We start from the raw sequence: 26960 nt of genomic DNA, 5'->3' as shown, positions 1-26960 counted from the left end.
GTGAACCAGCGCATGAACCACGCCCAGGCGCCCCATCGGATCGTCTACTCGGCAGATGACCGTGAACGATTCGTCGCAGAATCACCCAAGAATCCTGAACGCACCGATTTTGAACGTGACCGCGCGCGAATTGTCCATTCATCAGCGCTGAGACGCTTGGGCGCCAAGACTCAGGTGCTGGGACCCATCAGCGATGACTTCGTGCGCACGCGCCTGACGCACTCACTGGAAGTGGCACAGGTGGGTCGCGAGCTTGGTAAAGAACTGGGCGCAGATCCAGACGTTGTGGAGGCAGCGTGCCTGTCTCACGATTTGGGCCACCCGCCGTTCGGTCACAACGGCGAACGCGTGCTCAACGACCTGGCGCAAGATGCCGGAGGCTTTGAGGGCAACGCTCAGACACTGCGCATTGTGGTGCGCCTCGAACCCAAAGTTGTCGCCCCGGACGGGGCACCCTCGGGACTGAATTTGACGAGGGCGACGCTGGACGCCATCGCGAAGTATCCGTGGAAGCGCGGCCAGGGCCCAGACCCTGACAAGTCGATGAAGAAGTTTGGCGTCTATGAAGATGACGCCGAGGTGTTCACCTGGATGCGCGGCGATGTGCCCGCGGGGAGGCGCTGCCTTGAAGCACAGATCATGGACCTGTCTGATGACATCGGGTACTGCGTGCACGACGTGGAGGACGCGATCGCCACGCGCGCGATGGATGTGAGCCACGTGAGTGATGATGAGCATGTGGCGGGCATTATCGACTCCACGCTGCAGTGGTACGGCCCGGGAGCGAGCGCAACTGAACTGGAAGCGGCTATGGAGCGCCTGCTGGCGCTGCCGGTGTGGCTGCACCGTTTCGATGGCACCTATGCGGACCTTGCGGCCTTGAAAAATCTGACCAGCCAGTTGATCGGCAGGTTTTGTCAAAGCGTTGTTGCAGCCACGCGTGAGGTGGCCGGTGATGGCCCGCTGGGACGGCACCATGCGGACCTGGTGATTCCTCGGGACGTGCGGGCGGAGATTCAGCTGCTCAAGGGGATCGCTGTGCACTACGTGATGTCTCCGCGAGAAACCGAACCGGTCTACCTGCATCAGCGCACGATTCTTGCCGACCTGGTTGACGCGTTGCTCGAATCGCGCGGGCAGCACCTCGAAGAGCCGTTTGCGACTGCATGGCAACATGCCGACGGTGATGCCGAGCGGCTGCGTGTCGTCATCGATCAGGTGGCGACATTGACGGATATTTCAGCCTCACAGTGGCACGCCCGCCTGTGCGGACTGCTATCGACCCAGTGGACGTGAGGGCGCGGAACAGTACACTGAAGCCATGGCTGGCATGATCCGTCGAGAAGACATAGCGGCGGTGCGTGAAGCCTGCCGGATCGAAGAGGTGGTAGGCGAACACGTCACCTTGAAGAGTGCGGGTGTAGGCGCATTGAAGGGCCTGTGCCCGTTCCACGATGAGAAGACCCCTTCGTTTCACGTGCGCCCCGTAGTCGGCCTGTGGCACTGCTTCGGATGTGGTGAGGGTGGAGACGTTATCAGCTTCATCCAGAAGATCAACCATATGAGCTTCGTTGAAGCCGTCGAGATGCTCGCCCAGCGTTACTCGATCACGCTGCACTATGAAGAAGGCGGCCGGCGGGTACGCGAGGAAGAACCGGGGAAGCGTCAGCGCCTCCTGGATGCCCACAACGTGGCAGAGGATTTCTACCGCGAACAGCTCATGTCTCACGAGGCAAAGCCAGGCCGCGCTTTCCTGGCCAACCGCGGTTTTTCGCAGCCCGACAGTGCGCAGTTCGGGATCGGGTATTCTCCACAATCGTGGGATTCGCTCACGCGTCTGCTGCGCTCGCGTGGATTCACGGATGCGGAGATTCTGGCCGCCGGCCTGGCCAGTCAGGGAAACCGCGGCATTTACGATCGTTTCCGAGGGCGCCTGATGTGGCCGATCCGCGACATTACGGGTGCGACCGTCGGGTTCGGTGCGAGGCGCCTGGACGATTCTGACACGAATTCTCCGAAGTATCTGAATACTCCGGAAACAGCGATCTACCACAAATCGCAGGTTCTCTACGGCCTTGACCTGGCCAAGCGTGAAATCTCCAGGCGTCGACGCATCGTCATTGTGGAAGGCTACACCGATGTGATGGCCGCGCATGTGGCTGGGGAAGTCACTGCGGTGGCCACATGCGGCACTGCGTTCGGCTCCGAGCACGTCAAGATCGTACGGCGTTTGCTTGGCGACAGTGCTGATCCTGCGGCTGGAGTGGTGCTCTCATCGGGGCGTGCTCACGGTGGAGAAATTATTTTCACTTTTGACGGTGATGAGGCCGGTCGTAAGGCGGCGCTTCGTGCCTTTGGTGAGGATCAGAACTTCTCCGCGCAGACCTTCGTCGCCGTGGAGGCATCCGGCCTGGATCCGTGTGACTTGCGGCTTCGTAGCGGTGATCAGGCAGTATTGAACCTGGTCAATTCGCGCACACCGCTGTTCGAGTTTGTCATCCGCTCGTTGCTGCGCCTGCAGGACCTGAACACTGCTGAAGGTCGCGTTGCCGCGTTGCACGCTGCCTCTCCCGTGGTGGCCGGGATCAAGGACAGGGCGTTGCGTAACGAGTACACGCGTTCACTGGCAGGCTGGCTCGGCATGGATATGCGAGATGTGGCCAAGTCGGTGCGCACCGCGCCGCGGATGGCGTCCAATCAGGATGGTCGTTATGCGCAGGCGTGCAGCTACACGTCGCCCTCAGCAATGGACATGGCGGGCACGGGCGTGCCTGGACGAGTGCCTGCAGCAGTGATGGACGATCCGGTGGCGAACCTGGAGCGCCAGGCCCTTGAGGTGTTGATTCAACGCCCAGTCGACGTGGTGGATTCCGGTTTTGAGGAACTGGGTGGGGAAGCGTTCACGGTGCCTGCTCACAGGGCAGTTCACGACGCTGTGCGCGCTATCGGCGGGCTGCAGACCTTTACTGACATGCTGACCCTAGCAGAAGACTCGATGGGCAGGGGGGACGCGGCGGAAGCTGCTGCGACGAAGAAATTTGCCGAAGCGATTCGTGAAAGCGCCGGGCCGGTTGTCGATGCGGTTGTCACGCAGCTGGCTGTCGCACCCTTGCCGCAGGACCGTCCCGATCAAATGCGTTCGTTTTCGCGCGGCATTATTGCTGCGATGGTGCGGATGGATCTGACGCGTCGAAGTGCCGAGCTGCATGCGAAACTGCAGCGTATGAACTCTGATGATGAGCGCTATGCTGAGACCTTCACAGAGTTGATGAAATGTGAAGAGCGGCGGCGAGCGTTCGCTGAGCAGAATTAGGAGAAGAAATGGCGGAAGTGGAAAGTTTCCAGCTCGATCATACGGCTGTGCGCGCGCCTTACGTGCGGCTCATCAATCGTGAGAGCGGGCCTGCCGGTGACGTGATCTCGAATTTCGATCTTCGTTTTGTCCAGCCCAACGCGAACGCCATCCCCACCGGGGGGTTGCATACGATTGAGCACCTCTTGGCGTCACTCCTGCGTGACCGCATGGACGGAATCATTGACTGCTCACCGTTCGGTTGCCGTACCGGGTTCCATCTGATTACGTGGGGAGAACCGGCAGTGGAGGACATTGCGCGCGTAGTGACCGATTCTCTTCGCGCCATTGCCGAAGACGTCGCGTGGGACGATGTGCCGGGTACGGATGAAAAGTCGTGTGGCAACTACCGTGATCACTCGCTGTTCAGCGCTCGCGAGTGGGCTCGCTCCATCATCGATGCCGGCTTGAGCGTTGATCCTTACGAGCGTCAGCTTCTGGACGCGAACTAGATCACCGTTGCGGATATCCTCACTGCTATGACACCTTCGAAACCTTCTCACAGCCAGCTTTCCTCCACGGTTGCGCAGCATCTGCCCGCCTATGATGCGAGTGCTCCATGTGAGCGCCTCGAGGACGGGCGAGTAGTCATCGCCGGCAAGTACGCATTTTTCGTCGCCAGTGACGAGGGTGTCCACCTCGCTGCCATGTGGTACGAAGTTCAGCATGCGCGCTGGAACGCTGAGAAGCGGACGTTGAGCGTCACGTGGGTCGATCCCGACCGCGAACCGTTCACGGGCGTCACGATCAGTGAGGACCCAGAGCGTTTTATGGCGCTTATGAGTGAAGCTGTGTCGCAGTCGATCGTGACTCAACGTTCGGTGACGGTTGATTCGGGTGCGACAGTGACTGCTGCAATCCGTCGAACTGCTGATGGGCAGTTGTTCTCCACACTCGTGTCGGATGGGCCGCTAACCGGTGAGGAAGCGCATCAGGCGGACGCGCTTGAACGGGATGTGCGTGAAGGTGTCGGCCTCGACTAGCGAGACCGAGCAGCGGCCTCACATGAGCGTGCGAATGTGAGCCTGAGCCACTCACCCTGGCCGTTGGCGCGTGAGCAGTGCTGTACTGGCACGTGCAACAAAGTGAGGGATACACCACCTCTTTCAAGTTGCCCCTTTTGGTCATCAGTCGCTAGACTTCAATGCGTTGATCCCGCGTAGCTCAACGGCAGAGCATCCGACTGTTAATCGGACGGTTACTGGTTCGAATCCAGTCGCGGGAGCTTTTTATTGCCCTGACTTGGGCCAATCGACGTGCTCCAATTGGCCGAACAGTGGCTCCTCGCCTTACTCTCGCGTAGGCCACGTCCCCGAACGCTCCCCGGACAATCATTGCTTAATTGTTCGTGAGGCGATCTCCCAGCGTCAGCCTACTTTCGGTCAGGCATTCCTCGATGATGTCGTGAAGACTAGCAAACTCCGATGTGTCGAGATCATTCAGGTCCTCACCGCTTTCGCGGATCACTTTCATCAGTTGGCCATATGCCAGGCAGCTTGCGAACGTGAACTCTCGTAGTGCGTCTCGCAGCGCGATCGCTGCAAGTGTCTGTTCGACCTGGTCGTCAGCAGCCTTATGGCGCAGCATGCTCGCCAGCCACCCGGCTAAGGTTTGGTACAGCATCCACAATGTGGCCTCATCTTCGTCGGCGTTCTCACGGAACGCGCCGAGGGCATCGTAGAGCTTGACAGCTAGTGCGTGAACGTCAGTGAACTGGTTCATGAGTAAACTCCTCTGGATGATTGGGGTAAGGCAGCGACTGGTTCGTTTTGCGTTCCTGTCATCGTGGTGCACAGTATGACCCACACCACTGGCATTTGCGCTCAGGCGCGATTCGCTTTCGAAGCCTTAAAGCGGTTAGGCTAGATCTGCCCTGATAGCTCAGTCGGTTAGAGCAGCGGACTCATAATCCGTTTGTCCCGGGTTCGAGCCCCGGTCGGGGCACCGCAGAATCACAACGACAAGCGCCTGCCCAGACGGTGATGGGATACGCATACTAGGCCCCCAACTGGACGCCGCGCATGACAGGCGAACAATGCGCGGGCAGGTATCACGCACACCGCAGTACGTGAGGGACAGAAACGTTACTGCTTTAAGGCTGCATCGAGGGCGTCTGACATGTCAGCACTGCCCGATGCGGCTCCTGCCACAATGTCAGCGGCCAGGCTGCGCACCCCCAGAGCGCGCACATCCGCATCGGCGGAATCAACCAGAGTCAGATCCGTTGCCAGCATCAACGCATCCAGTGACTGAGGTGACGACTCTTCCAGATGGCACCGGAACTCGCGCGTATCGTCCACGCCAGCGTTGAGGACAACTCGCGTGCGTTCCAACAATCGATCCACCGTGGCAGATGCGTCAGCGATCCCCTCGCCCTCCACCTGGAGGGCAGGAAGAGTCTGACCGACACAGTCCCATACGCGCACCGCATTGGACACGTCAGCATCTTCAGTGAAGTCGCGTTGATCGCTGTGCATGCCCTGGTCAGCGGGTGCCAGGTGCGCAAAGAGGACGGTGCCTGTGTCGACAGGCGCAACCTCCTGGGCATCCAAAATTCCCTGAGCCGCGCGCATCACGCCATCACGAGCAGACCCGCCCGCAGAATCCCCGAAAGTCCGAGCCGCAATCCGGTTCGCCAGTGCCAGCACGCTTGATGCGCCCTCACCGTAATCAACGCCCACAACCGCACCGAGCGTGGTCGCATCCGCCAGGCGCGCCGCCGCGACCCTGGAAAGTATGCGTGCATCGGCATCACTGAGCAGGGCAGGATCAGCGACGGATGACAAGTCGCGTACAGCACAGGCCGCCATCCAGGCGACGAATGCATCCGCTGCAACGGGAGCCTCAGCGATCGGATCGGGCAAGTCAGCGCCCTCAGGGGCACCATCAGGCCACGGATCCCATACGCCTCCCAGTGACTCGACTCGCTGCGCGGCACGGTCGGCCACATCGCGCCACGCCTTCTGGCACGGCTCACACTGTCCGGCCAGATCAGCGAGCTCGTCGGCACGAGCGGCAATTGCCCAATCCGCGCGAACAGCACGATCGCGCACCAGCTGGGGCGCTGTCAGCTCAGGCAGTGAGCCCTGCGCCGATTCCAGGTGAACCCCGCAGCCCGTGAGTGTCACGGCGATGGCAGCTATCGCGGCGCTTGCGCACGCCGCCCTCGCCAAATGGTAAAACGAGTGGCGGTGCAGGCTGGAGGAAAACTTCACGGTGTCATCATCGCATGCGCATGTGGCTAAACTAGTGAATATTGGCGTGTCGTTCGGAAGGAAGAAACTGTGGCACAACCCGCTCAGCCAGTAGATCAGGATCTGATCAGGCGCATACTGGAGCCCGTCGTCGCCACGTGCGGACTCATCATCGATCAGATCGAGGTCGTCGGCCCCCAGGCGCGTCCGATTGTGCGCATCAGCGTGGATTACGGTGAGGACACGTCTGCAGACTCCTACGAGTCAGTTGACTCCGACACACTCGCGCAGGTCTCACGAGCCATTTCCTTGGCGATGGACGAGGCCGACCCGATTGACAGTGAATACATTCTGGAAGTGTCCACACCGGGAGCCGAGCGTGAACTCACGCAGCCGCGGCACTGGCGCAGACAGATCGGACGGCTCATCCGCGTCAAGCTTCGCGACGGGAACACCGTTGAGGGGAGACTGTCCGAAGTGGCTGATCAGCAGGTCATTCTGGTGGTCGATGGTGAGCCGGTTACCATTGAATACGACACGATCAAGAAGGCGCGTCCGCGCGTCGAGCTTGGCACGGGTAAGTCAGACAAGTGAGGGATCATGGAAATTGACATGACAGCGCTCCGAATGGTGGAGCAGGAAAAAGGTGTAGATCTCAATACTCTTGTGGACGCGATCGAAGAGGCGCTGCTCAAGGCGTATCACAACATCCCGGGCGCTATCCGCAAAGCTCGCATTGAGATCGACAAGCGTTCAGGGCGGGTCACCGTCATGGCGACCGAAGAAGACGACGACGGCAACCCGATCGGTGAATTCGATGACACCCCCTCCAACTTTGGGCGCATCGCACAGGCAACTGCGCGCTCGGTGATCATGCAGCGGCTGCGAGACGCCGACGATCAGAAAGTTCTGGGCGACTTCGCATCCAAGACCGGGCAGATCGTCACCGGCCTTGTCCAGCAGGCACGTGAACGCCACCTGACGCTGGTGAAACTATCGGACGACTTCGAGGCCGTGCTGCCGGATTCAGAAAAGGTTCCGGGCGAGGAATACCATCACAATGAGCGGATCCGCGCCTACGTCGTGTCGGTTGAACGCACCGAACGTGGTGCGCGAATCGTCCTGTCACGAACCCACCCCGGCTTGGTGCTCGGCCTGTTCGAACGCGAGGTTCCTGAGATCCAGCAGGGTCTGGTGGAGATCAAGGCCGTTGCGCGCGAAGCGGGCCACCGCACGAAGATCGCCGTTGCCGCAACACGTGAAGGTGTCAACGCCAAGGGAGCATGCATTGGGCCGATGGGGTCGCGTGTGCGCTCGGTGATGACTGAGCTGGGTGGTGAAAAGATCGACATCGTTGACTGGTCGGCAGATCCTGCTCGTTTCGTGTCCAACGCGCTGTCTCCGGCGCGCGTGAGCCGAGTGGTCGTGCACTCGGTTGAAAATCACACCGCCACCGCCGTTGTGCCTGACTTCCAGCTCTCACTGGCAATCGGCAAAGAGGGACAAAACGCTCGACTGGCTGCGCGTCTGACAGGTTTCCACATTGATATTCACTCCGACACGGATGCGGACGGAAAGATGGAGGCGTCACGCTCATCGATGCCTGACATGCCCTATGGAGGTGACGAGGCTGCCAGCGTGTCAGATGGTAGCGGCACCGACGCACTCGACATCACTGCCGAGGACGAGGACGAGGACGACGTGACCAGTCGCTCACATACAGATTCCAATACGGACGCCGACCTCAGTTAGACTGGTTGGGCTGGACTAGTATGTGTGCGGTGGAGACGCATGACCATTCAGGCCCGATTCGCACATGTATTGGCTGCCGGCAGCGAGGCGCCCCCTCGAGCATGGTTCGAATGGTGGCGACTCACGACGGATCCGCACAGGTGGATCCAAAAGGCATCCTGCCAGGTCGTGGTGCGTGGATTCACGCACATGCGACATGCATGGAGAAGGCCCGCCGACGGCGAGCCCTCGAACATGCATTACGCCTGCCTCACACCGTGGGGGAGGACCAGTGGGATCACCTGATCGACACGATCACATTGTCAGCAACGCACCGTGCGTTGGACATCGAGTAATGGAAGCGGGTTGGAAGCTGATGGGCACCCGATGAGTACCCAGCGATGAGCTGCCAGCAAGAACGATAAGTCCCGTCTCCAGTTCGGAGACGGATCCGGACAGGAGAATTGTGGCAAAGTTGCGTGTACACGAGCTCGCCAAAGAGCTCGGCATTGCCAGCAAAGAACTCTTGGCGTACCTGCGCGATAGCGGAGAGTTCGTCAAGGCATCAAGCTCGGCTCTGGAACCGCCAGTGGTTCGAGCCGTGCGTGAACACTACGCCTCCCTTGCGCCTCAGGACACAGAAGAATCCGAGAAGGCGAAGGCACCCAAGAAAACAAGGAAAACGGCTGCGAAGACAACTACTGCGTCTCGTAAGTCGACCAGGAAGTCGTCCACTGCGTCCACACCTGCCGACCTGGCACAGCCAGAAAGCAGTGCGGCCAGTGATGATGCGCCGACCGGAAAGTCAGAAAAGAAACCGGCCAAGACGCGAGCACCGAAGCCAGGACCGGTAGCGCACGCAGCTGACAAGAAGGCAGCTGCAGCGGCGAAACCGGGACCTCGCGATACTCAGGAATCAGGCGATGCTCACGCATCGGCACCGGTGTCGTCGGGAGAATCTGGTCCCAAGCCCGGCCCCCAATCCGCCAAGAAAGCATCGGCTTCAGATTCCAAGGCTCATGGCCGCCAGTCGGCACCGCGCCCAGGACCTCGTCCCGGCCCGCGCCCTGCCGGGCCACGCCCAGGCAACAATCCCTTCGCATCCACGCAAGGTATGCCTCGACCTGGTGGAACACGCGGTGGCCAGCGCACCAACAGGCCCGGTGGTCGCGGCACACAAGGTGGCGCTGCGCACGCGAACCGCTCCGGCGGTGGCGAGCACCGCGCTGAACGCCCGAACCGTTCACGCGGCGGCAACCATCCAAACCCGATGATGATGCCCGATCAGGCACGGTTCGCCAAGCCTGACCGCCCGTCACGTGGCGGACGTGGACGTTCCAACAATTCACGTCACAACAGCCCAGGAGTCGGCGCACACGCAGGTGCATTTGCGCCCCCGAGCGGTGGCCGTCCCCGTGGCGGTCGCGGTGGTCGCGGCTCCACACCGGGCGCATTCGGCCGTGGAAGCGGCTCGCGTCGCGGACGCAAGTCCAAGCGTGCAAGGCGGCAGGAATACGAAGAGCAGAGTGCACCGACAATCGGCGGCGTGAAGATTCCTCGCGGAAATGGCCAGGAGATTCGCATCCGTCAGGGCGCATCCCTGGCTGATCTTGCCGAAAAGATCGACGTCAATCCGGCAGCATTGGTGACTGTTCTGTTCCACCTCGGTGAAATGGCAACGGCCACGCAGTCACTGGATCAGGACACCTTTGAAACACTGGGCGACGAACTGGGCTACAACGTTAAGGTCGTTTCCCCAGAAGACGAAGATCGCGAACTGCTTGAGTCCTTCGATATCGACCTTGAGGCCGAAGAACTTGATGATGAAGAGCACCTCAAGCCGCGCCCACCGGTCGTCACCGTCATGGGTCACGTCGACCACGGTAAGACGAAGCTGCTGGACGCCATCCGGCACACCGACGTCGTCGACACCGAACACGGTGGCATCACCCAGCACATCGGCGCCTACCAGGTCACGGTGGATATGGAGGGCAAGGACCGCCCCATCACATTCATCGACACGCCTGGTCACGAAGCCTTCACCGCTATGCGTGCCCGTGGCGCCAAGGTAACGGACATTGCGATCCTGGTGGTCGCAGCCGATGACGGCGTCATGCCGCAGACCGTTGAAGCGATCAACCATGCGCAGGCAGCGGACGTGCCGATCGTTGTGGCCGTCAACAAGGTGGATAAGGAAGATGCCAATCCGGATAAGATCCGCTCCCAGCTCACCGAATACAACCTTGTGGCTGAAGAATATGGCGGCGACGTCATGTTCGTGGACGTGTCCGCCAAGCAGCGCACCGGCATCAGTGACCTGCTCGAAGCAGTCCTCCTGACAGCGGATGCCGCACTTGACCTGGAGGCAAACCCTGACACCGAGGCGCGAGGCGTCGCCATTGAAGCGAACCTTGACCGTGGTCGTGGTGCGGTTGCCACCATGCTGGTCCAGCGTGGAACGCTGCGCGTGGGAGACGCCCTCGTTGTGGGATCCGCCTCCGGACGCGTGCGCGCCATGTTCGACGAGTATGGCAAGGATGTGCAGGAAGCCGGTCCGTCACGACCGGTGCAGGTGATCGGCCTGACATCAGTTCCACGGGCAGGCGACTCCTTCCTTGTGGCATCCGATGACCGCACCGCCCGCCAGATCGCTGACAAGCGAGAAGCTGCCGAGCGCGCAGCACTGCTGGCCAAGCGTCGCAAGCGCGTCACCCTCGAAGACTTCGATAAGGTTCTCAAGGAAGGTGAAGTTGACACCCTCAACCTTGTCATCAAGGGTGACGTGTCCGGTGCCGTTGAGGCTCTGGAAGATTCCTTGCTGCGTATCGACGTGGGCGACGAAGTTGCCCTGCGGATCATCCACCGCGGCGTCGGAGCCATTACGCAAAACGATGTCAACCTGGCCACCGTCGATAACGCGGTCATCATCGGCTTTAACGTGCGTCCGGCTGAGCGCGTGGCTGAAATGGCCGACGCGGAAGGCGTGGAGATCAAGTACTACTCGGTCATCTACGCAGCCATCGACGATATCGAAGCGGCCCTGAAGGGCATGCTCAAGCCGATTTATGAAGAGGTCGCGCTGGGCACGGCTGAGATCCGCCAGGTCTTCCGCTCCGGCAAGTTCGGTAACATCGCAGGCTCCATTGTCCGTGACGGCATCATTCGCCGCGGCTCGAAGGCCCGCCTGGTTCGCGACGGTGTCGTGGTTGCTCCCGATTTGGAGATCGCGTCGCTGCGCCGCGAAAAGGACGATGTCACCGAGGTTCGCGAAGGCTACGGATGCGGTATCACCCTGGGCTTCAAGGACATTGCCGAGGGCGACATCATCGAAACGTGGGAAATGAAGGAAAAGGCTCGCGACTAGTTCGCACCGTGTTTCCTGTCCCATTGACGAGGGTGACCCATCCACTATGTGAGGGTGGGGCACCCTCGTTTTACGTATGACGTGCAGCTGATGGTATGGTGAGGGGGCACGGGAGCCCGGACAGGCGGGCTGAGAGGGAAAATTCTCCGACCGTTATACCTGAACCAGATCATGCTGGCGTAGGAACGCGGTTTAGTCGTGCGCATTGGTGAGCACGAGGAGCCGCAAATGAATCGAGACGAACAACTCGACATCATTAACAATGTGTGGCCACTGATCTCAGATCAGGATGTGGCGGCGCTGGAAGAGCGCCTGGTGGATATGCCGCATCTGGCGGGTGCTTCTGCCCAGTGCCCGCAGGTCCTCACTCACTCGGCGCGTCCAATGGCCTCGGCATGTATCGCCCAGCTGGCATGTGGAACACGCGTCTTCATCAAACGCTATGCGCCCCACCTGATCAGCGAATACGACCTGTGTGTCAAACATGACTATGTGAACCGGCTCGCCGCAGGCGCCTTCCCGACGCCGCGCTTCTTCACCTTCGATACCGGCAGAACATGTCTGACGATGGGCGGATGGGTCTGGGAAGTGAGCGAATGCGCGCCGGGTGAAGACCGTTACCGTGCGACGACCAGCTGGATGCCGCCGTACACACGCGAAGAGAGCGTGGAAATCGGCCGAGTGGCGGGGCAGCTTCGTCGCGCCTCTGAAAAGATTCCGGCAGTGGTCGCACCGCCCAATCCTTACCAGTCGCGCATGGACCTCATGCTCGGTGATCCGTTTGACCGTCTTGAAGCCTGGTGCGAAGCGCACCCCATCGTTGCCAACTATGTGTCCAGAACCGGCCGTGACCTGGCTGGTGACCTGGCAGTTGTCGCTCCTTTTGCGCGGGCCCTTGAGCCGCTGCGGGAGCGCCCTCGTTACTGGACACACGGCGACCTGCACGTGTCCAACACGATGTGGAAGGACACCAGGCAGGGTCCCGTCATCACCAGTGTCTTTGATTTTGGGCTGGCATACGCCAACCCGTCGCTGTTCGATCTGGCACAGCTCATTGAACGTCACGCGATCGACTGGCTGACCATCACTGAAGGTATCGAAAATGCGTGGCGTCCCCAGGTGGTGCGCGACCTTCTGGACGGGTATGTCAGTCAGTACCCACTGATGCGCGAGGAGGCTCGCATGCTCGCGCCGATGGTGGCAGTGTCGAACACCGAGTTCGAACTCGCTGTTATCGAGTATGACCAGCGTGCCCCGATACCGGGGCGTACGTCGGATTGGGCGTACACGATCGGGATGGATGCTCATCACCGGTGGTTCACCACTGAATCCGGCACTCAATTTATCCGCACAGTTACCCAACTAGCAATCGAGAGATCATGAAAACAACCAGGCTTTTGCCCCTCCTCCTCAGCGTCGCCATGCTGGGCGCATGCTCATCAGGCGGATCGTCGGATATGTCCTCAGCTGACCAGTCAGGCGCCGACGCCACCGGCCAGTCGGCTTCGCAGGCCTCTGGACAGATGCGTGATGTGTCCGTCATCTTGGACTGGACACCGAACACGAATCACACTGGACTGTTCGTCGCCCAGGAAAAAGGCTACTTCGCGGACGCCGGATTGAATGTGGACATCATGGGCTTCTCCAAGTCAGGTGTTGACGCTGTCCTCAGCGCGAAGGGCGCTGATTTTGGAATCTCGGGAGCAGATGCACTGGCATCGGCTCACGCCGCCAACCTTGGGCTGACGATGGTGCTGAATATTCAGCAAAAGTCCTCCTATGGCGTGGGAGTTCTGGAAGATTCGGGGATCACCCGTCCAAAAGATCTGGACGGCAAGACAATTGCAGACTACTCGGGCGATTCGGCCCATATCTCCACCCAGATGATGATTCAGCACGATGGCGGGACAGGCGAATTTGACCGCGTCATTGTGGGCGCGCAGGCAATGGCGGCTCTGGAATCAGGCCAGGCGGATTTTGCTGAGGTTCTCAGCACGTGGGAGGCAATTGAGGCAGAACTGTCGGGCACCAAGCTGCACATGTTCCAGCCCGCCGACTATGACGTTCCCACCACTCCGGCAATGATCGGCATTTCGACGCGCAACGACTTGATCGAATCGGATCCCGACCTTGTCCGCGCCTTCGTGCAGGCAGCACAAAAGGGCTACGAGTTCGCCAAGGATAACCCCGATGAAGCGGCGAAAATTCTGGTCGATGCCAACCCACAGGCCAAACTTGATCCCGAACTGGTCACCCGCAGCCAGGAAATACTCTCCACACAGTATTGGCCTGATTCAAAGGGTGGTGTGGGCTTTGCCGACATTGATCGCTGGAACACCTACCTGGCATTCATTGTCGAGCAGGGCCTCGTGTATGACGAGAAGGGGACTGCGGTCACCGAACCGATCGCAGCTGACGACATCGTCACCAATGAGTTCGTGAAGTAACAGATGCCCGCGAGGTACCGCACCGCCGTCTCTGCACGTGAGCGCGACCAACACCACCGGGGCAGTTTCATGCCCGCACTGATGTTTGTGGTGTTGCTCCTGTGCGCGTGGGAGGTGGCGGTGCGCGCGTTCAACGTCAACGAACGCCTTATGCCGGCGCCCTCGACGATTATCCACGCCGGCTTTGATGATGCGCCCAATGTCTGGGAAGCCACCAGGATCACCGCCCTTGAAGTTGGTCTGGGAACGGTGCTCGCACTCGTGTGCGGTGTGAGCCTGGCTTTCATCATCTTTGCGATTCGCCCGATCGGTCGGGTCGCCATCCCTGTTCTCATCATCTCGCAGACCATTCCGGTCGTCGCTATTGCGCCGCTGCTCATTATCTGGTTCGGCTTCGGTATCACGTCGAAAGTACTGCTGGTCGGATTGTTCGGGCTTTTCCCGATCGTGGTGCCGCTGGCGCGCGGACTGGCATCGCCCAGCAGAGACCAGATTGACGTGGCCACGACCTTGGGCGCATCGAAATGGTGGATACTCACGCATGTGCGCATGCCCGCTGCGGCCGCAGTGTTCATGTCCGGGCTACGTATCACCGTCACCTACGGGCCGGCAACGGCAGCGACTGCTGAGTTTGTCGGAGCGCGCAATGGCTTGGGAATCTACCTGCTGACCGCGCAATCCTCGTTTCGCACCGAGCTGGTCTTTGTCGGCGCAGCAGTGCTGACAGCGATGACACTGGTGCTGTACGGCGTTGTTGCTCTGGCCGAACGCATTGCGTTTCCCTGGAAAGCGGTGACACATGCTTCACATCAATGACGTCAGTAAACAATTCCAGGTCCCGCCCACTCTGGCCCTCGATCGCATTTCAGCCACTCTGTACCCACATCAGACTGTGGCAATCGTCGGGCCATCAGGATGTGGCAAGTCCACGCTGCTGCGTATCGTGTCCGGCCTGGATCACGCCACGAGCGGCCAGCTCGAATGGCAGGTGGATAACCCGCACGTCGCACTGATGCCGCAAAACGACGGTCTGTTTCAGTGGCGCACTGTTGTTGACAACGTCGCATTGCCGCTGTTCATCCACAAACTACCCCCGGCCACGGCACGGCAGGCCGCCCTCGACCTTCTCGCTCAGTTCGAGCTCGACGAATTCGCACACGCCTATCCGGACCAGCTCTCTGGCGGAATGCGCTCGCGTGTGGCATTTCTGAGGACGATGCTCGCTGAACCCACATTGATCGCACTGGATGAGCCGTTCGGCGCCCTTGATTCCATGACGCGCGCCGGCATTCAACGTTGGTTGGTCAGCGCCGCCCGGCAGCGCGCACTGTCGATCCTGCTGGTCACGCACGATGTGGAAGAGGCCATTACCCTTGCTGACAGGGTTCTTGTCATGTCCGCTCGGCCGGGTCGCATTGTCGCAGATTACCCCATTGATCTGCCTAACCGCACCGATCCCAATCTGCGCACAGATCCCCGGTTCTTACACGCACTCACCAGTATCAGAGTCGCCCTCGAACAAGGGGCAGAAAGAAGGTAGCAATGAACCTCGTCAGAATTCGTCTGGAATACGTCGTGACGTGGCCCAACCACGCCGGCCTGTTCGTGGCACGCAAGAAAGGCTTGTATGCCGACCAGGATCTGGACGTCGACATCTCCTGGGACGGTTTTGACCGTGGCACGCCCGCTGAACTGACCGCCCGCGGCGAATTCCAGTTCGCCTCGATCCGCTTGGGCGAGCTGCTCGAAACCCGGAAGACTGATCACCCCTTTGTTGCGGTCGCCACATTCAATCAGAACCAGCTTGGCGGCGTCATTACGTTGAAGTCCAAGGGCATCACCCGCTTCCGTGACCTGGAAGGCAAGCATGTGTCGATCCCACCGGTGGGACGCCTGACTGAAATGGTCAAGGAAGCTGTCGAAAAGGACGGGGGAGACTACTCGAAGGTCATCGTGGAAGATCCTGGCGTGTTCGAGCCGGATATCCGCGCAGTCGAAAAAGGTCATTATGACGCGATCTTCAACGTGCTTGGCTGGGAAGCCTACCAGGGGTCGGAAGACTTTGGTCAGGTCGTTCAGATCTCCTTCGACGACATTGAGGTCACGCCACACCATGCCTACTTCCTATGCGTCGAAGAGTCCTACCTGCGTGAGCATGGCGACACGGTGCGCAGCTTCCTGCAGGCCACCGGCAAGGGATACGACTTTGCGCGCGACAACCAGGATGAGACGATCCAGCTGATTGCCAGCACCATGTGCGCCAGCGAAGAAGACACCCTCAAAGCTTCCCTGGCCTTTATGGCGCCCACGTGGCACGCGCCCAGTGGACAGTGGGGGCAGATGGACGAGGGGGTCATCCGCTCCTACACCCAGTGGATGGTTGATAACGGGTTCACCACCGCGACGATGGATGACATTGATGGCGCGTGGACGAACGACTACCTGCAGTAAGACAACTGCCCGCAGTACGTGAACGCTGGGGTGAGGCCGGGAGAATCTGCCCGACCTCACCCCAGATCGTGTAAGAGAAGAAAACCCCGCCGAATCTCACTGCGCTGACGGGTGAGATGACAAAGAGGAACGAGACGAAACGGACAGCGGCGAAAACAGAAAGCCCTTCAAAGCGACGAAAGTGGAACCCACGAGGACGAACAGAAGATTGTATGAATGTGAATTTCGTTTGTGACAAGAGGGGGAGTGCGATCCGGCACGTTCGTCGCTTCAATGCCGTACAGTAGCGATAAGTGCGAAACGAGTGGGCACTCACTGGCAATGGTGAAGCGTGATCCCTCGTCCGAACGACACATGAAAGGCCAGCAATGAAGCGAACAGAATTCGATGTCGTTGTCGTAGGGTCGGGTGCAGCCGGCCTGAGCGCGTCACTGACGGCGGCAAAAAACGGGCTGCGCACACTGATGATCGAAAAAGGCGACAAATGGGGCGGGTCCACCGCTAAGTCGGCCGGCATGGTGTGGGTGCCGGGTAACAAACAACTTCAACGCGTCGGCGGCAACGACAATATGGAAATGGGTCGCACCTACATGAAGGCGACGGTTGGAGACTGCACCAGTGACGAAATGATTGATTCGTTCCTGACCAACGGTACGCGCGCGATGGATTTCCTGACTGCAAACTGCCCCGGGCTGGTGTGGCGCAACATGGAAGGCTACCCCGATTACTGGCTCGACGCTCCGGGAGCTCAGCCGCAAGGACGCGGCGTGGAGGCCGGTGCCTTCGACTCGAACAAACTGGGCAAATGGAAAAAGAACCAGATGGAGGCCTATTTCAAACCGGCTGTTCCGCTGGATCTGAATTCGTTCGACTCCGCCGACATCCTGCTCTTTGCGTCAAGCTGGAAGCCGTGGGCGCGACTGGCCCGACTGACTGCACGCAACATCAAGCATCTCTTTGCCCGGCGCACACCGCGCACAATGGGAATGGGACTGACCGGCGCCCTCATGGAAGGATGCCTGCGCGCAGGTGTCGAAATTGCCATGAACACCGCGTTGAAGGACCTCATTGTGGAGGATGACGCGGTGCGCGGCATCGTCGTGACGCACGAAGGCAAGGAGTCACGTATCCGCGCTGCCAAGGGCGTCATCCTGGCGTGCGGCGGGTTCGAGCGAAACGCGCAGATGCGTCAGAAATACCAGCGCCACCCGATTAATGGCACGTGGACTGTCGGCGCGGAAACGAACACGGGCGACGGTATTCAGGTCGGCCTGCAACACGGTGCTGCGATCGACAATATGGCTGATGCGATCTGGTCACCTGTTATCCAGTTGCCGCGTTCATCCGCGTGGACGCCGATCGTCATTGAAGATGAGGAACGCTTTATCGTCCCGGACCGGTCCCTGCCACACACCGTGATCGTCAACGGCCAGGGCAAGCGCTTCATGAACGAAGCGCTGCCATACTGCACCGCTGGCCAGGGCCTGTATGGTGGGCATTTCGGCAAGGGCGAGGGAGACGCAGAAAACCTTCCCGCCTGGCTGATCTTCGATCATCAGTTCCGCTCGAAATACGTGTTCGGCTACGGACACATGCCGGTCGTGCCCCTGCCCAGGGAATACTTCGAATCAGGGGCGATGGTACAGGCAGACAGCGTGGACGAGCTGGCGCAGAAGATCAACGTGCCGGTCGAGCAGCTGCGCCTCACCCTCGAGCGGTTCAACGATTTTGCGCGCACAGGCATCGACGAGGATTTCCACCGCGGCGAAAACGAACACGATCGTTTCTACGGTGACCGCTACCATGAGCCGAACCCGTCGCTCGGCACAGTGGAGAAAGGTCCGTTCTACGCCACGCAGGTCTACCCCGGTGACATTGGAACGTCGGGCGGCCTGGTGATTAATCCGCAAGCGCAGGTCACGCGCGAGGACGGCAGTGTCATTGACGGTCTGTATGCGGCCGGCAATACCACCAAATCCATTGTTGGACACACCTACACTGCCGGCGGCACGTCGATTGGGGCCGCCCTGGTCTTCGGGTATGTTGCCGCGCGTACGATCGCAGAAAAGGCCGGCCGCAATATGGTTGCTCACTAAGAACAGCGAGGGTGCCTGGCCACACACGCACACCCGAGCGCGGCCAGTATGAGTGCGCCTGCGACCATTCCTCCATGGGTGCCGCTGCTGGCAAGGCGCTGCGTGCCCAGTGGCGTAACTGATGCCAACGGAGCACCTGAAGCCGAGGCGGAGGCATGCTGCTCGCCCGTGCCCTGCGCGCCAGCCGCGTCTTGCGGTGTGGTACCTGCATCTGCACCGTCAGTCTTCGTCTTGCCAGAGTCTGTCGGCTGAGATTCGCTGGAGGGAGCCCCGCCAGCGGGAGTATCTGGCGTGGGAGTGCCTGCGGTGGGCGTGTCAGCGCACGAGGGCGTCTTTCCTGACCTGTGATCAAGGATTGCCTGGTGACCGACAAGTACGGTCAGGCACTGCTTGCCTGATGATGCGGGCGCGCCATCGATCGTCCCGCTGTAAGACGCATCGAGCAGATACACGCCAGGCTGGGTGAATGCCCACGCCGCATGTGCGTGAATGTTCGCCGGCATGGTGATGCTTGTCATTTCGCGGGTCGAATTTATCAATTCGGTGGTCTCACCGAAGGTTCCCAGGGTAAAGACGTGGTATGAGGCGCCTTTGGGAATGGAGCGCGGCTCAAGGTGTAAAGTCAGTGACTCGGCACGCTCAGCGTCAACCTCGGTCGTCGACCAGCCTGGCCACAACGCGCCCTGGCGCTGTTCCTGGTCCAGCAGGTAGTACTTGGCTGGAGGTGTGGGAAGGAAATTGGGTCCGTTCGCCGCGCCTGACGGAGTGCGCGGAGTGGACCGACGCGTATTGTCATCCAGTGCGAACGCGACTGACGATAGTTCGCGAACCTGCGATGAATGTGCATGCTGCCTGGTGTCATCCTTCAATGCGATCCCCAGACGGCCATTTGCCTCCAGACGGGCCTGAATATCCACGTGGCCATCGTTCAGGATCAGACGCGGGTCAGCCTGTGTGTGCGGCGAGTCGCTATCGGTTCCGGGAGCGGTGCCTGGTTTCGCACCGGGATTTGAGCCAGGATCAGTCCCCGTCTCGGATCCGCCCGGCTTTCCATCCGTACCGGCTGCGTCGGACGGATCGGAATCTGGATCGGCAGGTGCTGCGGGAGAAGCAGCTCTCAGCGTGCCTGAATACGTCAGCGGCTGAGCAGTATTGACAGGCGTGGGGATCGTGACCTCGGTCGGCAGCGCTCCGATCAGAGCGTGAGGGAGCACCGTGAATTTCAGTGACATCCCATCGCAGTCAGACTGCATATAGGTGATGGAAGCGGTGGCTGCGCCCTTCGACCCCGACACCATCTCCGAGGGCTCAAGACCGCAGGTGGGATTATTCGCGCCAGCCTCGTAATATCCGCCACGGAGCGTCGCACGGATCTTCGGGTCATTGAACCTTATAGTCGTGCTGAATGTCTCCCCGTCTTCCGGGGTGAGCGTGAGAGCGAATCCCAAGTCAGTGGGCGTATACGCGTCGGTCGAAAATGCAGGCGCCGGATCGTGTGAAGCGGGCTGCGGCAGCCCCTGAGCGCTTGCGGGAGACGATACCGTTGCCGCAGCATCGCCTGTCGAGTAAGACACTTCGGGTGAGACCCACCTGGCGTGTGTGCCATCTGCGGGAATAAAAACGGCTTGGAGGGAGCTGGTGGTGTTCCCCAGCATTTCAGGCCACGTTGCACGCCCGTCTTTAACAGGTACTTCCGCCAGGAAATAGCCGTCGATCAAGAAGGTCACTGTTCCGCTGGTACCTTCAGGCACGCTCGCCACCAGATCCGTCAGCTGATCATCACCATCATTGTCTCGCCCGTGGTGGGGGCGAACGGTCAAGGAGTAGGCACCGGCCTGCGGTGGAGCATCAGATGCCGCGGCAAACTGATCGGACAGCGAAGCAGAGGGTGTGCTTTCGGGTTGGCTGCCGCCGACCTGCCACACGTGCGGGTACTTTCTTGACGCGATCAGGGTGCCGTCAGCTGAGCGTGCGGTGACGCGATATGTCGCCGTGTAGCGTCCGGGTTTGGAAAACAGCGTCATATTGTGCGTGTGAGATCCTGCAGTCAACCATGTTGAGCGCAGATCCGGATTATGGCTGGAGATTAAGCGCGTCAGAATCTTCAATGGCCCCAACGTCGTGTAATTCATCAGTTCCATGCGACCAGGTCCATCAAAATCAACCAGGTCGAGGGTGAAAGTGCGACCAGCAAACTGTTCAATCGGAATATCTGCATCGGCACCAAATCCTGCCCAGATCGGAGCCTGATTCCACCCCGGAAGCTGCGGAGCCATGTACCACGTGGCACTGGTGTCTCGCAGGAATCTCACCTCAGGATCGTCAGGAACGTGGTAGATAAACTGCTGAGCCTGGGTTGTGTCGTTGTACCCCTTGCCGACCCAGTTTACGGTCTGCTCAAGCGGATAGACCTTCCCATGCGCCTCGTTCTTGAGGACGAAGGTTCCGCCTTCCCAATACGTTTTCGGCGCATCGATATGTCCGAGCGTTGCCACGGTTTTCCCGTCATCGGGAGCGGCATGGGTGGGCGGAGTTGTCGACAGTGCGGCGCCGATGGTCATGATTGCAGTGACGAGGGTGGCGCCGGCATATCGGAAGAATCGTTGGCGGGAGATGGCGGGCACGGTGTGCACCTTTCGTAGGCGGTGAAGTTACCACCACACTAGTGCAAGTGAGAATACTTATCAATAAGATGAGAGCTGCCCATTGTGACTCCTTGTCGTCAACGGGTAGCGATCACGCCCAGTGCTGTCCCCACCGCGACGCCCGCCGCATCGGCCACCACATCTACCGAATCGGCACCGCGACCCGGAATATGAGCCTGAAGTTTTTCGGAGATCCATCCGTGCGCGCATTGGCCCGCAGCGGCCACATACCACGGCACTCCCACAGCAACGAGGCTGGCAGTGCCTGCGGCAAACAACACAGCGTGCACAAGTTTGTCGGCATCACGCGGCATCGATTTCAACACGGCGTCCGCGATGCTGTCGTGATCGTCACTGTCGATGGCGCTGGTATCGTCGGTGGCACAGGTTCCGCCAGTGGAGCAGGCCGCGCTGGTGCCGGTATCGCTGGTGCCGGTATCGCTGAGGTAATTGGTGCCATTGCCGTCGGTGTCATCAGCGTCAGTGACGCCGATTCCGCTGGCGTCGCAATCCGACCGTGTCACAGCTCGCGGATCAGGGGCATAGAGTGCTGCAAGCTGCGCGCCCCACGCGAGACCGGCTAACACCCATGTGACAGGTGAAGGTTGACGCGAGCGTCGTGCCATCAGTGCATCTTCTCCCAACGGCCAGGTGTCAAAGGCAGTGCACGCTTGTGAGCGGTGCGCGAGTGCCACCTGACGATGGTCTGCTCATCTTCTTCGCTCACCTCGCGGCCCTCAAGGTAGTCGTCAATGGCCTCATACGTGACGCCCAGAGCAACTTCATCAGGACGCAGCGGCTTATCAGATTCCAGATCCGCGGTAGGAACCTTGTCAGTCAGTGTCGCCGGAGCGCCCAGATAGCGGCCCAGCTCCCGCACGCGGCGCTTGGGCAGTCCAGTCAGCGGTGTCACGTCAGCAGCACCATCACCAAACTTCGTGTAGAACCCGACGAGGGCTTCCGCAGCCTGATCAGTGCCGACGACGAGCATTCCGCGAGCACCGGCAACTGTGAACTGCGCGATCATGCGTTCGCGAGCCTTCACGTTGCCCTTGACAAACTCCGTGTAGGAATCGACATGATCATCATCTGCTTCACTCACTGCCTGCCACATGGCATCGGTCGACGCTCCGATGTTGACTGTCAGAACCTGATCAGCATCGATAAACGACAGGGCATCTTGCGCGTCGTCCTCGTCAGCCTGGACCTGGTATGGAAGGCGCATCGCGACGAATGTGGCGTCACCACCATCCTCGCGCACTTTTTCGCACGCCAGCTGAGACAGGCGACCGGCAACGGTAGAATCTACTCCGCCCGAAATGCCCAGGACATAGCCCTTCAGGCCAGTTTCCTTGAGATATTCGGCCAGGAACGTGATTCGACGCTCGACCTCGTGAGCCGCATCGAAATCTTCGACAACTTCCAGTTCTTCCATAATCGCGCGTTGGCGTTCATGATCAGTCATATCTGAATCGTAGCGAACTGAAGGCGCTCGCAGTACTGCCAACATCGGCGTATCTCACGCTTGCTCGGGTGGGGCGATAAGTTTCGCCAGCGTAGAGTAGAAGCATGCAGGTAAAGAACCTCTTGGATCGCGGACTGATCCCGTACATGGAAGGTGACCGAATCCAGCGTGAGACCTTCGATGACGTGAAGGTGAGCCATTGCGATGACACGCTCATTGTTGCTCAGTTCGAACCGACCTACACGGCTGGGAGACGCACGAAGCCTGAAGATATCGTCGATGCTGACCTGCCGGTCATTTCGGTTGACCGTGGAGGATCGGTAACGTGGCACGGGCCCGGGCAGCTGGTGATCTACCCGATTATTCGCCTGGCGGCTCCAACGGAAACGATTGGATACATTCGCGCCGTCGAAGCGGCAGTCATCGAGGCTGTCCGCACTACATGGCACCTGCCGGTTGTTCGCATTGAGGGCAAAGCCGGTGTGTGGTTGCGTGACCCTGATCGCAAACTCTGCGCCATCGGACTCAAAGTGGCTCAGGGCGCAACGATGCATGGTCTTGCTCTGAACGTCAATCCTGACTTTTCGCGCGCCTTCACAGGTATCATTCCCTGTGGGTTGCACGACTGCGGTGTCGCCTCCCTCGTTGGGGAAGGCGTCGATGGAGTCAGCGTTGCCGATGCGGCTGATCCGCTCATCGCGTCCCTGACAGCCCACCTGGAGCCACTGACATACTCTGCACACGAATCTGAACTAGCTGCAACGAAGTGAGGACCAGCGTTGTCGACACTGCCAGAACCTGAAGGCCGCAAGCTCCGACGCGTCGAAGAGCGCAACTCGCAGACGCCTATCGAAAAGCAACGTCCCACATGGCTGAAGACGCGCGTTTCCAATGGGCCGGGATATCAGGATATGCAGCAGCTGGTTCATCGCGGCGGACTGCACACCGTCTGCGCAGAAGCTAACTGCCCGAATATCTACGAATGTTGGGAGGACCGTGAGGCTTCCTTCCTGATTGGTGGAGCGCTGTGTACGCGTCGATGCGACTTCTGCGATATTGCCACCGGACGGCCAACTGAATACGACCGGGATGAGCCCAAGCGCCTGGCTGAGTCGGTTAAAGAACTCGGACTGCGCTATGTGACGATCACAGGCGTCAGTAGAGACGACCTTGAAGACGGAGCCTCGTGGCTCTACGCAGAATCGTGCCGACAGATCCATGTCATGCAGCCTGGGACCGGTGTCGAATTGCTGGTCGATGACTTCAAAGGCGATCCGCATGCCCTTGCACAGATATTCGAATCCGGGCCTCAGGTGTTCGCTCATAATCTGGAAACGGTTCCGCGCCTGATGAAGACAATCCGGCCGGCGTTTCGTTACGACCGTTCGCTGAGTGTCATCAACGCAGCGAAGGAGGCTGGCCTCGTCACAAAATCGAACCTGATTTTGGGCATGGGGGAGACGACCGAAGAAATCGAATCCACCATGCGTGACCTGCTGGACGCGGGGTGTGACATCTTGACCATTACGCAATACCTTCGCCCCTCGGCATTGCACCATCCCATTGACCGATGGGTCAAACCTCAGGAATTCGTGCGACTGCGTGACGTGGCGTATGCGATGGGATTCCCCGCCTGTATGTCAGGGCCGCTCGTGCGTTCCTCCTACCGTTCAGGCAAACTGTGGGGCGAAGCGATGAAGAACCTGGGTCGGGAAATCCCGTCCGAATATGCTGACCTCGTTGAACTGGCCTCCGCTGGTGCGGCGCGTCAGGAAGCCTCAGCTGTTGTGGGACGGATGTCTCCGGCAGAGTGTGCTCACTCAACGTCGGCCGAACCTGCGATCCCTGCCAGCGGGTCGCTGGTAGGACGTCCGCTTCCGGTTTCGGCCCTCTAGGAACCTCATACATTACACAATGCGCGCCTTGAAGCTGGCTGATGAGCCAGTCAAGGCGCGCGTTGTGCGTCGGCGACCAGAAGTTATGACCTCGGCGAGAAGGCGTGTTCAGTGTGATGGCTACCAGTGATGACTGGCACGTTCGAAGCAGGAGCTTCTGGCTCCGTGTCGAACAATGACTGAAAATTCTCCTCGTTGATAATCTGCCGGGACGCATGCGCTCCCCTGAAACCAGATCCGGACGAGGCTGCTGCCGCCATCGAACCACCGGCGCCTGCCATCGCCATCGGCGGAACCATGAAGCCGCGCCCAGTCGCCGCGGCGCCACCACGAGCTGCCAAGGAGGCAGAGGACGCGGCTGACGATTCAGCGGCGTGGAAGCCCAGACGGCCCGCCTGCGTGGGAGCAGATGAAGACGCGTGGACAGCTTCTGCACCTGCCGGAGCCACCGGGATGCGTGAGTCAGGAGTGATATCACCGTTGTGCCGGATACCCGCGAAGGCAGCAGAGTGGCTCATTCTCACATCAGACGCGCTATGAGCGCCCGACACGTCATAGGAGCCTGGCATGCCGTAGGAGCCTGCGTGATAGGAACTCGGCAAAGCTGAGGCGTAGTGGGTGCCATAGTAGTCTGAGTAACCCAAGCCGCCATATGCTCCGCCACCGTAAAATCCTGATCCTCGGTTCAGCGAGGTGCCTCGGCCGTACGCCGCAGGATCCATCATCTGACGCTGGGAACCAAAGAGGCCGCCACCCTGTGAGCCACCCGTGATCTTGTTGAGCAGCGCGTTTCCACCAGTGGTGAGAAGCTTGGTGCCGACATCTTTCAGAATCTGACCACCGGGGGTGGCCAGGAACTGATTGAGCATGCCGCTCACTTTGTCGAACAGGCCCGCAAGCTGACCCAGGAGGCCTTTGAGGTTGCCGATCGACTCGATCACCTTGTTGATCGTTTCGCTGATGCGAGTGGCCAGGCTGGATACTTTGGCGGTGACTTGCTGGATGATCGCCGGCAGTGCCAAACCAGCGGTCGCGACTGCTTCGATCACTGCTGAAGCAAAAGCGCCGATGATCTGTGAGAGCGCGTCGCGGACCAGGTCATGAACGATCTGGACGAGGGACGCGGCTACTTCCAGTGCCGTGCCCATTGCATCTGCCCAACGTCCGGCTTTCTCAACGGTCTTGGCGATGTCGCCTTCGAGGGCATTCAGCGCCTGAATGGTCTCACCGCGCATATCGGACAGGTCGACGCGGGTGTGGTTCTGCAGAAGCGTACCGGCTTCAGCGAGCTGAGCGTGAATGTTTTTCCACGTCGCGCTGTAGGCGGCCACCTGGTCGGCATCACCGGTGAACGCATCGAGCCATTCGTCCAGAGGGTGAACATGCTCGATGAGCCACCCCAGGCCCATCGCAATCAGTGTGCCCAGCGGGTCGAGGACCGAGGCACCGATATCCAGCGCGGTTGAAAAGAGTGCGACGCCGCCACTGACCCAGTCCTTCGATTCAAAGGCCTTGACGAGGGCCTCACCATCTTCGATCAGCAGCGTACCGGCCAGCTGCCCTGTGGATTCCTGGCGTTCAGCAATCAAAGAATTACTCATGGCGACCTCGCTTACCCCATACGTTTACCTCAGCTTTGAACCCGCGTGTCAGGTCCGCTTCCTGAGAGTTGAAGTCTTCAGTGGTCAGTCCGAGCTGCCTGGACGTCCTCTCCAAGGCGTCGGTTGCGCTTTGCATGGTTCGGCGCGCTGCGCTTTCCATGATCAACAACGGAGGCAGCAAGATCGGGGTGCAGAGAAGCCCAAAAGCGGTGCCGCCTATACCCGCTTCATATGAGGCCTGCTTAGCCAGGTCAACAGCGCTGGCCACCTGTGCTACGTGTGCTTTGTGCTGGGACAGTTCGTCTGTTCTGATCTCGAGGTCGCTCACATTTCACCTATCAATCTTGAGACAATCGGAGAATCCTCACCAAACAGTTCGCCCGCGATCGTGTGCACCTGACCGCGAAGGTCCGTGCGCGCCGCGTTGTAAGCCTCCATCACGTCGTAGGCGATGTGATCGGCTGGCACGCCCTGGGCATGACTATCGATATCTGTACTTCTGAGATGACCTTGAAAATTCACCGTGATTCGCACGAGACGGTCGCGACTGGTGCCCTGTCCGGTCACTTGCTCTGCTCGGCGACGAAATTCTGTTGCGGTTTCTGCGTGCTGTTGAGCTTGGGCCACTTGACGCTTGACCCGCTCTTGCGCTTGTGCAATTTCGTCCACACCTAGGAATGTAAACGGAAAACAGGACCTTTGTCCATACCTGACAGCAA

24 protein-coding genes, 2 tRNA genes and 1 riboswitch are annotated in these 26960 nt (G+C 59.9%); of the genes, 18 read left to right on the top strand and 8 right to left on the bottom strand.

The genetic code is table 11. The features are described from left to right. Window positions 1–12: 12 nt before the first annotated feature. The 5 genes from AC1EJZ_RS04685 to AC1EJZ_RS04665 all read left to right on the top strand — a co-directional run bounded on the left by AC1EJZ_RS04685 (window position 13) and on the right by AC1EJZ_RS04665 (window position 4577). Entirely contained in the window at window positions 13–1296 is a 1284-nt protein-coding gene (locus tag AC1EJZ_RS04685; protein WP_058236852.1) for a deoxyguanosinetriphosphate triphosphohydrolase, read from the top strand. Window positions 1297–1321: 25 nt separating this feature from the next. Beyond that, window positions 1322–3313, top strand: a complete 1992-nt coding sequence (dnaG, locus tag AC1EJZ_RS04680; protein ID WP_480294029.1) for a DNA primase — start codon at window positions 1322–1324, stop codon at window positions 3311–3313. 8 nt (window positions 3314–3321) lie between these two features. Then, window positions 3322–3804: an S-ribosylhomocysteine lyase gene (locus tag AC1EJZ_RS04675; protein ID WP_058236406.1), complete on the top strand. Its 483-nt coding sequence runs from the start codon at window positions 3322–3324 to the stop codon at window positions 3802–3804. 27 nt (window positions 3805–3831) lie between these two features. Further along, entirely contained in the window at window positions 3832–4335 is a 504-nt protein-coding gene (locus AC1EJZ_RS04670; RefSeq protein ID WP_480294027.1) for a hypothetical protein, read from the top strand. 170 nt (window positions 4336–4505) lie between these two features. Then, window positions 4506–4577, top strand: a tRNA-Asn gene (locus AC1EJZ_RS04665). A gap of 113 nt (window positions 4578–4690) precedes the next feature. On the opposite strand, the gene AC1EJZ_RS04660 is transcribed toward AC1EJZ_RS04665, so the two are convergent. Then, the gene (locus tag AC1EJZ_RS04660) at window positions 4691–5074 is read right to left on the bottom strand and encodes a hypothetical protein (RefSeq protein WP_480294025.1); all 384 of its coding nucleotides are present in this window, start codon (window positions 5072–5074) and stop codon (window positions 4691–4693) included. Between the two features lie 148 nt (window positions 5075–5222). Here AC1EJZ_RS04660 and AC1EJZ_RS04655 point away from each other — a divergent pair. Further along, a tRNA-Ile gene (locus tag AC1EJZ_RS04655) sits at window positions 5223–5296 on the top strand. A gap of 140 nt (window positions 5297–5436) precedes the next feature. Here AC1EJZ_RS04655 and AC1EJZ_RS04650 read toward each other — a convergent pair. Further along, window positions 5437–6567 (bottom strand): hypothetical protein, encoded by a 1131-nt coding sequence (locus AC1EJZ_RS04650; protein WP_480294024.1) that lies wholly within the window; start codon window positions 6565–6567, stop codon window positions 5437–5439. Between the two features lie 69 nt (window positions 6568–6636). On the opposite strand from AC1EJZ_RS04650, the gene AC1EJZ_RS04645 reads away from it, so the two are divergent. The 10 genes from AC1EJZ_RS04645 (at window position 6637) to AC1EJZ_RS04600 (ending at window position 18635) form a co-directional block, all read left to right on the top strand. Continuing rightward, the gene (locus AC1EJZ_RS04645) at window positions 6637–7140 is read left to right on the top strand and encodes a ribosome maturation factor RimP (RefSeq protein WP_285014555.1); all 504 of its coding nucleotides are present in this window, start codon (window positions 6637–6639) and stop codon (window positions 7138–7140) included. A gap of 6 nt (window positions 7141–7146) precedes the next feature. After that, complete coding sequence (gene nusA, locus AC1EJZ_RS04640) at window positions 7147–8298, top strand: transcription termination factor NusA (RefSeq protein WP_480294023.1); 1152 nt, start codon at window positions 7147–7149, stop codon at window positions 8296–8298. A gap of 20 nt (window positions 8299–8318) precedes the next feature. Further along, complete coding sequence (locus tag AC1EJZ_RS04635; RefSeq protein ID WP_074026152.1) at window positions 8319–8633, top strand: YlxR family protein; 315 nt, start codon at window positions 8319–8321, stop codon at window positions 8631–8633. A gap of 110 nt (window positions 8634–8743) precedes the next feature. Next, on the top strand, window positions 8744–11641 hold the full coding sequence (gene infB, locus AC1EJZ_RS04630) for a translation initiation factor IF-2 (RefSeq protein ID WP_480294022.1): 2898 nt from the start codon (window positions 8744–8746) through the stop codon (window positions 11639–11641). Window positions 11642–11739: 98 nt separating this feature from the next. After that, window positions 11740–11845, top strand: a riboswitch (TPP riboswitch). A 24-nt stretch (window positions 11846–11869) separates the two neighbouring features. Continuing rightward, window positions 11870–13024, top strand: coding sequence for a phosphotransferase enzyme family protein (locus AC1EJZ_RS04625; RefSeq protein ID WP_480294021.1), 1155 nt, complete (start codon window positions 11870–11872; stop codon window positions 13022–13024). Next, window positions 13021–14088: an ABC transporter substrate-binding protein gene (locus tag AC1EJZ_RS04620; protein ID WP_083314392.1), complete on the top strand. Its 1068-nt coding sequence runs from the start codon at window positions 13021–13023 to the stop codon at window positions 14086–14088. Before AC1EJZ_RS04625 ends, AC1EJZ_RS04620 begins: the two co-directional genes overlap by 4 nt. 69 nt (window positions 14089–14157) lie before the next feature. Then, window positions 14158–14904: an ABC transporter permease gene (locus tag AC1EJZ_RS04615; protein ID WP_070725984.1), complete on the top strand. Its 747-nt coding sequence runs from the start codon at window positions 14158–14160 to the stop codon at window positions 14902–14904. After that, window positions 14888–15628, top strand: coding sequence for an ABC transporter ATP-binding protein (locus AC1EJZ_RS04610; RefSeq protein ID WP_058236415.1), 741 nt, complete (start codon window positions 14888–14890; stop codon window positions 15626–15628). The genes AC1EJZ_RS04615 and AC1EJZ_RS04610 overlap by 17 nt, the downstream gene beginning before the upstream one ends. A 2-nt stretch (window positions 15629–15630) precedes the next feature. Then, window positions 15631–16539, top strand: coding sequence for an ABC transporter substrate-binding protein (locus AC1EJZ_RS04605; RefSeq protein ID WP_092648444.1), 909 nt, complete (start codon window positions 15631–15633; stop codon window positions 16537–16539). Window positions 16540–16907: 368 nt separating this feature from the next. Next, window positions 16908–18635 (top strand): FAD-dependent oxidoreductase, encoded by a 1728-nt coding sequence (locus AC1EJZ_RS04600; RefSeq protein ID WP_285014569.1) that lies wholly within the window; start codon window positions 16908–16910, stop codon window positions 18633–18635. Here AC1EJZ_RS04600 and AC1EJZ_RS04595 read toward each other — a convergent pair. From AC1EJZ_RS04595 to nadE, 3 genes are all read right to left on the bottom strand, one after another. Further along, window positions 18632–21259 carry a choice-of-anchor M domain-containing protein gene (locus AC1EJZ_RS04595; protein WP_480294020.1) on the bottom strand — a complete coding sequence of 876 codons (2628 nt, stop codon included), beginning with the start codon at window positions 21257–21259 and terminating at the stop codon, window positions 18632–18634. The two genes, AC1EJZ_RS04600 and AC1EJZ_RS04595, sit on opposite strands and share 4 nt — an antisense overlap. Window positions 21260–21357: 98 nt before the next feature. Further along, entirely contained in the window at window positions 21358–21906 is a 549-nt protein-coding gene (locus AC1EJZ_RS04590) for a hypothetical protein (protein ID WP_480294019.1), read from the bottom strand. Then, window positions 21906–22745 (bottom strand): ammonia-dependent NAD(+) synthetase, encoded by an 840-nt coding sequence (nadE, locus tag AC1EJZ_RS04585; RefSeq protein ID WP_480294018.1) that lies wholly within the window; start codon window positions 22743–22745, stop codon window positions 21906–21908. Before nadE ends, AC1EJZ_RS04590 begins: the two co-directional genes overlap by 1 nt. Window positions 22746–22849: 104 nt before the next feature. Here nadE and lipB point away from each other — a divergent pair, with 104 nt between their 5' ends. Beyond that, window positions 22850–23515 carry a lipoyl(octanoyl) transferase LipB gene (gene lipB / locus AC1EJZ_RS04580; RefSeq protein ID WP_285014575.1) on the top strand — a complete coding sequence of 222 codons (666 nt, stop codon included), beginning with the start codon at window positions 22850–22852 and terminating at the stop codon, window positions 23513–23515. 9 nt (window positions 23516–23524) lie between these two features. Next, the gene (gene lipA, locus AC1EJZ_RS04575; protein WP_480294017.1) at window positions 23525–24640 is read left to right on the top strand and encodes a lipoyl synthase; all 1116 of its coding nucleotides are present in this window, start codon (window positions 23525–23527) and stop codon (window positions 24638–24640) included. A gap of 83 nt (window positions 24641–24723) precedes the next feature. On the opposite strand, the gene AC1EJZ_RS04570 is transcribed toward lipA, so the two are convergent. Genes AC1EJZ_RS04570 through AC1EJZ_RS04560 form a run of 3 tightly spaced genes read right to left on the bottom strand, consistent with a single transcriptional unit; the run spans window position 24724 to window position 26910 of the window. Then, on the bottom strand, window positions 24724–26241 hold the full coding sequence (locus AC1EJZ_RS04570) for a collagen-like triple helix repeat-containing protein (RefSeq protein WP_480294016.1): 1518 nt from the start codon (window positions 26239–26241) through the stop codon (window positions 24724–24726). Continuing rightward, a complete protein-coding gene (locus AC1EJZ_RS04565) occupies window positions 26234–26569 on the bottom strand; it encodes a hypothetical protein (RefSeq protein WP_058236422.1) in 336 nt (111 codons plus the stop codon). The genes AC1EJZ_RS04570 and AC1EJZ_RS04565 overlap by 8 nt, the downstream gene beginning before the upstream one ends. Further along, entirely contained in the window at window positions 26566–26910 is a 345-nt protein-coding gene (locus tag AC1EJZ_RS04560; protein WP_058236423.1) for a YbaB/EbfC family nucleoid-associated protein, read from the bottom strand. The genes AC1EJZ_RS04565 and AC1EJZ_RS04560 overlap by 4 nt, the downstream gene beginning before the upstream one ends. Window positions 26911–26960 lie beyond the last annotated feature (50 nt).

It is taken from the genome of Pauljensenia sp. C0170B5 (genome assembly GCF_056590195.1).
Note: the sequence above shows the minus strand (reverse complement) of the source record. Positions and strands in the feature narration are given on the sequence as shown.